The sequence below is a fragment of the Klebsiella sp. GB_Kp056 genome (genome assembly GCF_040064755.1).
Lineage (GTDB): Bacteria > Pseudomonadota > Gammaproteobacteria > Enterobacterales > Enterobacteriaceae > Klebsiella > Klebsiella quasipneumoniae.
The window spans coordinates 1-1,604 of record NZ_JBEAJA010000010.1 but is presented as its reverse complement, the minus strand read 5'-3'; the positions used below and the strand labels follow the sequence as shown (position 1 = coordinate 1,604).

1 tRNA gene and 2 rRNA genes are annotated in these 1,604 nt (G+C 51.5%); all 3 read right to left on the bottom strand.

The annotated features are described in order from the left end of the window. Window positions 1–602: ribosomal RNA gene (locus tag ABLV52_RS00585) — 23S ribosomal RNA — on the bottom strand; the annotation flags it as partial. Window positions 603–921: 319 nt separating this feature from the next. Beyond that, window positions 922–997 (bottom strand) — tRNA-Glu (locus tag ABLV52_RS00580). An 85-nt stretch (window positions 998–1,082) separates the two neighbouring features. Then, window positions 1,083–1,604 (bottom strand): 16S ribosomal RNA (locus ABLV52_RS00575); the annotation flags it as partial.

The following is a 1,604-nucleotide window of genomic DNA, read 5'->3' as shown; positions in this document are numbered from 1 at the left end:
CTTGCTACAGAATATAAGTCGCTGACCCATTATACAAAAGGTACGCAGTCACACCCGAAGGTGCTCCCACTGCTTGTACGTACACGGTTTCAGGTTCTTTTTCACTCCCCTCGCCGGGGTTCTTTTCGCCTTTCCCTCACGGTACTGGTTCACTATCGGTCAGTCAGGAGTATTTAGCCTTGGAGGATGGTCCCCCCATATTCAGACAGGATACCACGTGTCCCGCCCTACTCTTCGAGTTCACAGCCTGTGCATTTTGGTGTACGGGACTATCACCCTGTACCGTCGGACTTTCCAGACCGTTCCACTAACACACAAGCTGATTCAGACTCTGGGCTGCTCCCCGTTCGCTCGCCGCTACTGGGGGAATCTCGGTTGATTTCTTTTCCTCGGGGTACTTAGATGTTTCAGTTCCCCCGGTTCGCCTCGTTAACCTATGTATTCAGTTAACGATAGTGCAACGAATTGCACTGGGTTTCCCCATTCGGACATCGCCGGCTATAACGGTTCATATCACCTTACCGACGCTTTTCGCAGATTAGCACGTCCTTCATCGCCTCTGACTGCCAGGGCATCCACCGTGTACGCTTAGTCGCTTAACCTCACAACCCGAAGACGTCTTGTTCTGTCCGGTTCGTTGCGCATCGTGAATCCTGCGTTGTTCCGTACTCGCGATGCTCATGGACATTAAGTCCACTCCGCTCGCTGCGTGCGGTACGCCTTGGCTTCACTTTGCTCACGTCACCTTTTACAGTGCCATCTTCTGATTGCGAAAATTTGAGAGACTCGAACACACTTAAACAGTGTGTCGTTTCAATTTTCAGCTTGATCCAGATTTTTAAAGAGCAAATATCTCAAACATCACCCGAAGATGAGTTTTGAGATATATCGGCACGCGTCTTTCACTCACGAACCAGCAAGTGGCGTCCCCTAGGGGATTCGAACCCCTGTTACCGCCGTGAAAGGGCGGTGTCCTGGGCCTCTAGACGAAGGGGACACTGAAGTCTCAATCGCAAGACGCCTTGCTTCTCTACTTTCATCAGACAATCTGTGTGAGCACTACAAAGGCAGGTTCTTTAAGGTAAGGAGGTGATCCAACCGCAGGTTCCCCTACGGTTACCTTGTTACGACTTCACCCCAGTCATGAATCACAAAGTGGTAAGCGCCCTCCCGAAGGTTAAGCTACCTACTTCTTTTGCAACCCACTCCCATGGTGTGACGGGCGGTGTGTACAAGGCCCGGGAACGTATTCACCGTAGCATTCTGATCTACGATTACTAGCGATTCCGACTTCATGGAGTCGAGTTGCAGACTCCAATCCGGACTACGACATACTTTATGAGGTCCGCTTGCTCTCGCGAGGTCGCTTCTCTTTGTATATGCCATTGTAGCACGTGTGTAGCCCTGGTCGTAAGGGCCATGATGACTTGACGTCATCCCCACCTTCCTCCAGTTTATCACTGGCAGTCTCCTTTGAGTTCCCGGCCTAACCGCTGGCAACAAAGGATAAGGGTTGCGCTCGTTGCGGGACTTAACCCAACATTTCACAACACGAGCTGACGACAGCCATGCAGCACCTGTCTCACAGTTCCCGAAGGCACCAA